This is a genomic window from Synechococcus sp. RC10B2 (genome assembly GCF_047502635.1).
The window spans coordinates 1-6,609 of record NZ_JANSHO010000047.1; the positions used below are offsets into that span (position 1 = coordinate 1).

Annotated in this window: 7 protein-coding genes and 1 pseudogene; 4 read left to right on the forward strand and 4 right to left on the reverse strand. The window is 61.3% G+C overall.

Features of this window, described 5'->3' with window-relative positions; genetic code table 11:
* Positions 1–101: 101 nt before the first annotated feature.
* Positions 102–346: pseudogene (gene ureA / locus NW855_RS05810) on the reverse strand (urease subunit gamma).
* Between the two features lie 358 nt (positions 347–704).
* Here ureA and NW855_RS05815 point away from each other — a divergent pair.
* Together NW855_RS05815 and tilS are read left to right on the forward strand one after the other, a co-directional pair.
* On the forward strand, positions 705–1,883 hold the full coding sequence (locus tag NW855_RS05815) for an HrcA family transcriptional regulator (RefSeq protein ID WP_011431380.1): 1,179 nt from the start codon (positions 705–707) through the stop codon (positions 1,881–1,883).
* A 40-nt stretch (positions 1,884–1,923) separates the two neighbouring features.
* On the forward strand, positions 1,924–2,934 hold the full coding sequence (gene tilS, locus NW855_RS05820) for a tRNA lysidine(34) synthetase TilS (protein ID WP_414508513.1): 1,011 nt from the start codon (positions 1,924–1,926) through the stop codon (positions 2,932–2,934).
* A 173-nt stretch (positions 2,935–3,107) separates the two neighbouring features.
* Here the strand turns inward: tilS and NW855_RS05825 are convergent, their stop codons facing one another.
* Positions 3,108–3,944 (reverse strand): SpoIID/LytB domain-containing protein, encoded by an 837-nt coding sequence (locus tag NW855_RS05825; RefSeq protein WP_011431382.1) that lies wholly within the window; start codon positions 3,942–3,944, stop codon positions 3,108–3,110.
* 78 nt (positions 3,945–4,022) lie between these two features.
* Positions 4,023–5,312, reverse strand: coding sequence for an MFS transporter (locus NW855_RS05830; RefSeq protein ID WP_011431383.1), 1,290 nt, complete (start codon positions 5,310–5,312; stop codon positions 4,023–4,025).
* 182 nt (positions 5,313–5,494) lie between these two features.
* Here NW855_RS05830 and yidD point away from each other — a divergent pair, with 182 nt between their 5' ends.
* Positions 5,495–5,797, forward strand: coding sequence for a membrane protein insertion efficiency factor YidD (gene yidD / locus NW855_RS05835; RefSeq protein WP_099812756.1), 303 nt, complete (start codon positions 5,495–5,497; stop codon positions 5,795–5,797).
* A 23-nt stretch (positions 5,798–5,820) separates the two neighbouring features.
* Here the strand turns inward: yidD and NW855_RS05840 are convergent, their stop codons facing one another.
* Entirely contained in the window at positions 5,821–6,195 is a 375-nt protein-coding gene (locus NW855_RS05840; protein WP_011431385.1) for a RidA family protein, read from the reverse strand.
* A 168-nt stretch (positions 6,196–6,363) separates the two neighbouring features.
* Between NW855_RS05840 and NW855_RS05845 the strand changes: the two genes are divergently transcribed.
* Positions 6,364–6,576 (forward strand): phenylpyruvate tautomerase MIF-related protein, encoded by a 213-nt coding sequence (locus NW855_RS05845; RefSeq protein WP_011431387.1) that lies wholly within the window; start codon positions 6,364–6,366, stop codon positions 6,574–6,576.
* Positions 6,577–6,609: the final 33 nt, after the last annotated feature.

The window sequence follows — 6,609 nt, forward strand, 5'->3', positions numbered from 1 at the left end:
TCCTCCAGCCCGCCAAGCTGCGCTGTGGCGGGAGTACCCCGGAGGTTCTGATGGACAACCTCCTAAAGTCTCTGGGTCTTTGGGGGATCCTTAGAAAGCAGCTAGCGGATGGTTAACAGCTTGGTTTCGTCGGGAAAGGTGGCCTCTACTTGAATTTCCGGGATCCCTGGCATCACGTCCTCTCGGCTCAGCCACGTCAGACCTTCGCTCATCACCTGAGCAACGGTTTTCCCTTCCCGCGCCCCTCCAAGATAGCTGCGCTCAGGTAGGTCACCGCCTTGGGGTAATTGAGTTGGAGGCCCCACTGCCGCCGATCCCGAGCTAGCTGGACGGCCAGGTAGAGCAACCTCCTGGGGGGACAAGTACATGGAGCGACCTCGAAAGATACAAAACGATACAGAACAGGCAGCAGCAGGCTCACTTAGCCTAGAGTTGACTTAACACTTTAGTACCCCCTTTGGGCAAAAATAAGGATGCAGAGGCTACAGGGAGCTCCGCTTTTCTCGCCAAACCAAGAGCCTCCACCTCTTTCCACCTCTGCTGTTGCAATTTTCCGCGCCTGCAACCCAAGATGAAAGGGTAACAATAAAGTTAAAGAGAGAAGTAAAAGTTTATCTGATCCTCATTTAGCCCTAGCTTGGTTGACCTGAGATCCATTGGCTAATTCCCCTTAGCAGGTGTTGATTGGGTTCTTTTGAGCAGCCATGAAACTCGAACTGACTCCTAGACAACGGAAGATCCTGTGGGCAACGGTGCGCAGGTATATTGCCACGGCAGAACCTGTCGGCTCCAAAACCTTGGCCCAGTCCTACAACCTCGGAGTCAGCACGGCTACCATTCGCAACGACTTGGCCACGCTGGAGCAGGTTGGGTTGCTGTTCCAGCCCCACACCTCTGCCGGTCGGATCCCTTCTGACTTTGGCTATCGGGTCTATGTGAACGATCTGTTGAGCTCCGCCAACATGGATGGGATCCCGAACGATGCTCCCCAGCCGGAGCCCCATCCTGCGCTGCAGCAGTTGCTGGATCAGCTCAACCGTGAGCTGGGGGACGACCTCGATAGCTTCCTACAGAGGGTGGCACAGCTTTTGGCCCACTTGAGCGGTTGCATCGCCCTCATCACCCCTCCCCAGGGGCCGGTGGTAGCCGTTCACCACGTGCAGTTGTTGTCGGTGGGGCCGGGGCGGGTAATGGTGCTGGTGGTTACGGATTCCTATCAAACCCACTCGGCCTTGGTCAGCCCACCGGATTGGCCTGACGATCGGCGCGAGGATCTGGAAGATGAACTGCAGCTACTGAGCAACTTCCTCACCCTGAAATTGCGGGGCAAGACTTTTGCCGAGCTGCAGGATCTGAGCTGGTTGAAGCTGGATGAGGAGTTTCGCGCTTACAGCCATTGGCTGCAGCAACTGCTGCGCTCGGTAGTCCAACGCTACCTGCGGCCCTCTCTAGGACAGGTGTTCAGCGCGGGCATGACGGAGCTGATGCGGCAGCCGGAGTTTTCCCAGGCTCAGCGGATGCAGGCGGTGGCCCAGTTGCTCGAAGAGGGATCCGAGCAGCTGCAGGGGATGATCGGGCTCTATTCCACGCCAGGTTGCCTGTTCACGAGCGAAGCGGCTCTCTCGGCCCCGTCGGCCAGGGAGAAGGCATCCTCCAGCACCGCAGATCAGGATCCATCCCACAACGTTCCCGTGATCATCTACATTGGCAGCGAGAACCCGCTGGAATCGCTGCACCACTGCACGGTCATCGCCTCAGTTTATCGCCGCCGCTCGGCGCCGCTGGGGACGGTCACCTTGCTGGGGCCGACTCGCATGGCCTACGAGCGGAGCATTGCGGCTGTGCAGACGGTGGCCTCGCATCTCACTCGGGCCCTTGCCTGAGGGATCCCAGGTCTGGGTTGCCCCCGAGCAATAGCCAACTGTGGCCAGGCTTTCTCCTCTTCACTTGCGGGTTCAGTGTGCCATTCGCGAGCGGCAACTGCTTCGCCCCGGCCAGCGGCTGCTGGTAGCTTTTTCCGGCGGACAAGATTCTTTTTCCCTGCTCCAGATCTTGCGGGATTTGCAGCCGCGCTGGCGGTGGCAGATCTTTGTTTTGCACTGCGATCACCGTTGGTCAGCCGATGAGACGGCGTGTGCCCAGTTTTTGCAGGGATGGCTGCAACAGCAGGGCCTGCCCCACGCCGTTGAGACTGCCGATCCCATCCGCTGGGATGAGGCGGGGGCCAGGGCTTGGCGCTACCAGCAACTGGACAAATGGGCGCGCACCTGGAGCTGCGAGGCGGTGGCCACGGGGCACACGGCCAGCGACCGGGCGGAGACGTTTTTGTGGAACCTGCTGCGGGGCACGGGGGCTGCCGGCCTGGTCAGCCTAGATTGGCAACGGCGTTTGGACGAGCGGGATCCCACCTCCGCTTGGTTGGTGCGTCCCCTGCTGGGCCTTTCCCGCTGGGAAACGGAAGAGTTCTGCCGACAATACCAGTTGCCGGTCTGGCCGGATCGCAGCAACCAGGATTTGGCTCATGGCCGCAACCGCCTTCGCCTAGAGGTGATGCCCTATCTCAAGCAGCACTTTAACCCGCAACTGGAAGCGGCTTTGAATCGGGCGGCCACGCTGTTGCAGGCAGAGCATGAGCTGGTGGTGGCGCAAGCCGCCCAACTATGGTTGCAGGTGTACGAGCCGGCTTTGCCGGGGCTGCGACGGGATCCCTTGCGGGCTGCGCCCCTGGCTCTGCAGCGGCAGGTGATGTTCCAATTCTTGTCGCTGCTGCTGCCCCATCACCCGACTTTTGAGCAGGTGGAAGCCGGGATCCGGCTCCTGAAAGCAGGCCGCCGCAGCCGCAGCCCCGACTACCCAGGGGGTGGCTGGTTGGAGGTGAGGGGAGATTGCGTGGTCTGGGTTGCTGCTTCTCAGCCCGGCAGTTTTGTCCCCTAGGCCGGGATCGGCATGCCCACAAAAGCTCTTGGGCAAAGTTGTGGCTGCCCTATTTAGGTCCACTCCGGTCTTAACCAGAAGAAGCCGGCCAAGGGTGAACCCGGCCCGTTTGCGGCTGAAGGGCAACCTGGGGAGATGGGCACCCCTGGCAACCCAGAGCAAGGGGGAGTAGGTCAATCCGGCAACCGGCCAAACCTGACGCCGGGGTAGTAGTAGGCCAAGATTTGGCGGTAAGTCCAGCCCCGGCGGGCCAATTCTTGGGCGCCCCACTGGCTCATGCCGATGCCATGCCCGTACTTGGGATAGGGGCTAAAATCCGGCAGGCTTTTTAGGTAAGGGATCCCGCTCACCCCGACGGTTTGGCTGCCGGCGCTGGCGCTATACATGGCATTCACGAATTGCCCCCCATACACCATGACGATGCCGCGGGTGGCGTGTGTTGCTGCTAGGGCGGCTGCCGAGCGCTGCGACAGACCCCGATACACCTGGGAGCGGGTGTCGCTAAACACGTCAAACCAGCCGCGGGAATTGCGGTGGTGAAGAACATAGGTGCGGGCTGCCACCGCCTGGGCCTTGAGGGCCTCGGGCAGAAAGCGGGATCCCATCTCGGCTTCCACCACGCCGGCCACGTAGTCTTCCAGATCCACGTAATTGATGGCCAGCAAGCGGTTGTAGCCGGTCAGGAGCACTTTGCCAGAATACCAGCGGCCATCCACCGCCACCAGGCCACCCGCTTGCGGCTCGATGAACAACACCGGGCTGACCACCCCCTGCAGGCGCACCCCCTGAGGGCCGGGCTGGGCCAGAAACCCTTGCATGGGGGGCAACTCGGCCAGCACCTCTTGGCGGCTATTGGTCAGTTGGGCAGGGAGAGAAACCCCCACCACCAAAGGGGCGGTGGCATCGGCCAAGGCCACCCGCACCGTTACCCCCCAAGCGCTCTCGATCCATCCCCCTAAGGCGCCCACCAGCAGGGATCCCAGGAGGGCAAGCCAACCCCGTGCTCCCATCTGCCCAGAGTTCTTTTTTGTACAGCAACCCCAGCCTAGGATAGGGCAAATCGGACTTGGGGACAAAAATCAGGGTGCCTAGAGGGCAGGACGGGATCCCGTTGGCAGGGGAGGGGACGGCTGGGGCTGTTCCGAAGGGACAGGATCTGGCTGTCGAAACCGATCGGTTTCCAGGCCCAAGGCAAAGCGCAGGGAGGATCCCGGTCGCCCGTTGGAGAAGCAGAGAAAAGAGCCCAAGGAAGCCAACGCCAGAAGGGCGGCGTAGCCAAACATGGCCCGATACCCGAACCCCCCCGCCAGCGTGCCCAGGATCGGCCCCGCCAGCCCAATGCCCAAGTCAAAGCCACACATCACCAAGCTAAACAGGCGACCGCGCTCCGCCGGCTCAGAGCGATCCGCCACCAGGGCGGAGATCAGCGGGATCAAGGTGCCAAAACCCGACCCCACCACGATCCCGGCGGCGAGAAAAGCCGCAGCGCTGTCGGCAACCCTCAGGATCCCCATCGCCAGAGCATAGGTGGCCAGGCTGAGCGAGATGAACGGCCCCCGCCCGTAGCGGTCGGAAGCGCGACCAGCCAGCAGGCGCACGCCGAAGCTGGACAGGGCCACCGCCGTATAAAAAAGACCTGGATTCAGGGGAACTCCGGCCTCTTGGATCAACAGAGCCACAAACGTGGTCTGGGTGCCAAAGGCCAGGCCAACCAACAACATGACCCCGGCGAGAGAGCACACCTTCGGGCTGAGCACAAGGCCCCAAAACGCCCCATCCGAGGGCAGGGATCCCCAATCCCCACGGCGCTGCTCTCGAACCAATTGGGTACAGAAAAAGCCCACCAACCCCAGCAAAGCGGCGAAGAGAAACAGAGGGCCATAACCGGCCAGCTCCTGCAAAAAACCGCCCAAAGCAGGGCCGATGGCTACACCCATGGGATTGACCAAGCTCATGTAGCCCAAGATCTCGCCGCGTTTTTCTTCCGGGGCAAAATCCGCCACCAAAGTAACGTAGGCGGTGGCAAAAGCGGCGATGCTGATCCCATGAAAGGCCCGTACCAGCGCTATCCACGGGATCCAATCCCAAAGCCAGTACCCCAAAGGCGCCATCCCCGCCGCGCCCATGCCGATGAGCAACACAATGCGCCGACTGTGGCCATCCGCCAGCCGCCCCAGCCAAGGACGAAAAGCCAGCAGCCCAATCGAGAAGGCCCCCATCACCAAGCCCACCTCTTGGCTGGTGCCGCCCACATCCCGGACGTAGAGCGGCAGCGTGGGCAACAGCGCAGACAGACTGGCCCAAAAGAGCAGCCCGGCCACGAACAAAATGCCCAAGTTGCGCCGCTGTGCTGGCTGTAGCCGCCCAAATGCCCTCACGCCCACTCCTGATGAAACTCTTACAACCATGCCGAGGAGCAAAGCCGTCTCCACGGCATCCCCGAACAGAAGTATTACGAAATGTATATTTGGGTGGTGACTTTTTGGATCTTAACCTCTTGTCTGGAGCTGCGCAGGAGGGCAGACGTTAGCCTGGAAATGGCCTTTTTGTACGCTGGCCTATGGCGGAACGGTCGGATCCCTTGACTCGCGGTTTAGTTGCCCTGATTCGAGGCTACCAGGTGGCCATCTCCCCTCTGCTACCGCCTGCCTGCCGCTACTACCCCACCTGCTCCCAGTACACCCTGGAAGCCGTGCGGCGCTACGGTGCCATCCGAGGCGGTTGGCTGGGGATCCGCCGCCTCTGCCGCTGCCACCCTTGGCACCCGGGAGGCTACGACCCGGTGCCCGACTTGCCGGGATCCGCACCCGAGGAAAACGGTCGCCCCAGCCCAGATGGCCAACATTCTGGATCTGGGGGTTGAAGAGTTGCAGCTTTTAACCGCCGCTATCGGTAGCAGGCCACCGCCTCGATTTCCACCAAGGCATTCAAGGGCAGGCCAGCCACCTGCACGCAAGAGCGGGCCGGTGCCGGATCGGCGGCAAAAAACTCTCGATAAACCGCGTTCATGGCGGCAAAGTCTTTCATATCCGCCAAAAAAACGGTGGTCTTCACCACATTGGCCAAGCTTGTTCCCCCTGCTTCCAGCACGGCTTTCAGGTTCAGCAGCGCCTGCCGAGTTTGCGAGGCAACATCTTCCCCCGCCAGCTTGCCGGTTTTGGGATCCAGGCCCACCTGTCCGGCGGCGAATAGAAATGGCCCTGCAGCGGCAATGCCCTGGCTGTAAGGGCCGACAGGGGCAGGAGCAGCCTCGGTTCGCACCTCCTGCGGCCCTGCCTCAGCTCGAGTGGGGTGGTTAGGCTCAGAACTGACCGGCTTCCTCTGCTCCATGGGGATCGGCGGAACTCTGCAGCTAAGCTACCACAGGGGGATCCCGCAAAAAACAAGCCGGCAACGGCAAGATCAACTTGTCGACAAAAAGCAGTGCCTATGCCCTTGATCAAGTTGCAAACGCCTCTAAAGCCGGAACCTGCCGCTGTAGAGGCGCTGCTCAAGTCGCTCTCTGCTGCTCTGGCCAAACAGGTGGGCAAGCTGGAAGCCTACGTGATGACCGCCTTTGAAGGAGGGATCCCGATGACCTTTGCCGGCAGTGGGGATCCCTGCTGCTATGTGGAGATCAAGATTGACACTCCCACCGCCTAAAGGCGGGGGATTCTTACGCAGTCCACAAAAGAA